This window comes from Burkholderia sp. JPY481 (genome assembly GCF_038900515.1).
GTDB lineage: Bacteria > Pseudomonadota > Gammaproteobacteria > Burkholderiales > Burkholderiaceae > Paraburkholderia > Paraburkholderia youngii.
This window is the reverse complement of record NZ_JAYMRT010000146.1, coordinates 1-415: the sequence shown is the minus strand read 5'-3', so window position 1 is coordinate 415 and position 415 is coordinate 1. Positions and strand designations below refer to the sequence as shown.

Genomic DNA, 415 nt, shown 5'->3' with positions numbered 1-415 from the left:
GAGAGGGCATAGATGTCCTGGATGTTGGCCAGCCCTCCGGGCACCGTGGCCACCACCCGGTCGATCTCCGCCTGGCTCAGCCCGATGAGCGGCAGCATCCCGGGGGTGATCGCCGTACTGTGCGCGGTAATCAGGTTGGCGGGGACCGCGACCTCCTGATGGCGCCCCAGGCTGGCCGCCAGATCGGCCAGCACCGGACGCGCGAACAGCGTGCGCACCTCCATCCCCAGCGAGCGCTGCCGCAGCCGCTCCATCAGTTGCACGGCCAGCAGCGAATGACCGCCCAGTTCGAAGAAGTGGTCATGCCGACCGACCCGCTCCAGCCCCAGCAGCTCCGCCCACAGCTGCGCCAGCACCGTCTCGAGCTCCCCGCGCGGCGCCTCGTAGCCCCGCCGCGCATACGCATCGTCCTGCG

General features: G+C 70.6%; 1 protein-coding gene. It reads right to left on the bottom strand.

The window, feature by feature from the left end; translation table 11 throughout:
* Window positions 1-415, bottom strand: a 415-nt coding sequence (locus tag VSR82_RS40080) for a phosphopantetheine-binding protein (protein WP_498858935.1), incomplete at both ends; no start/stop codon positions are given.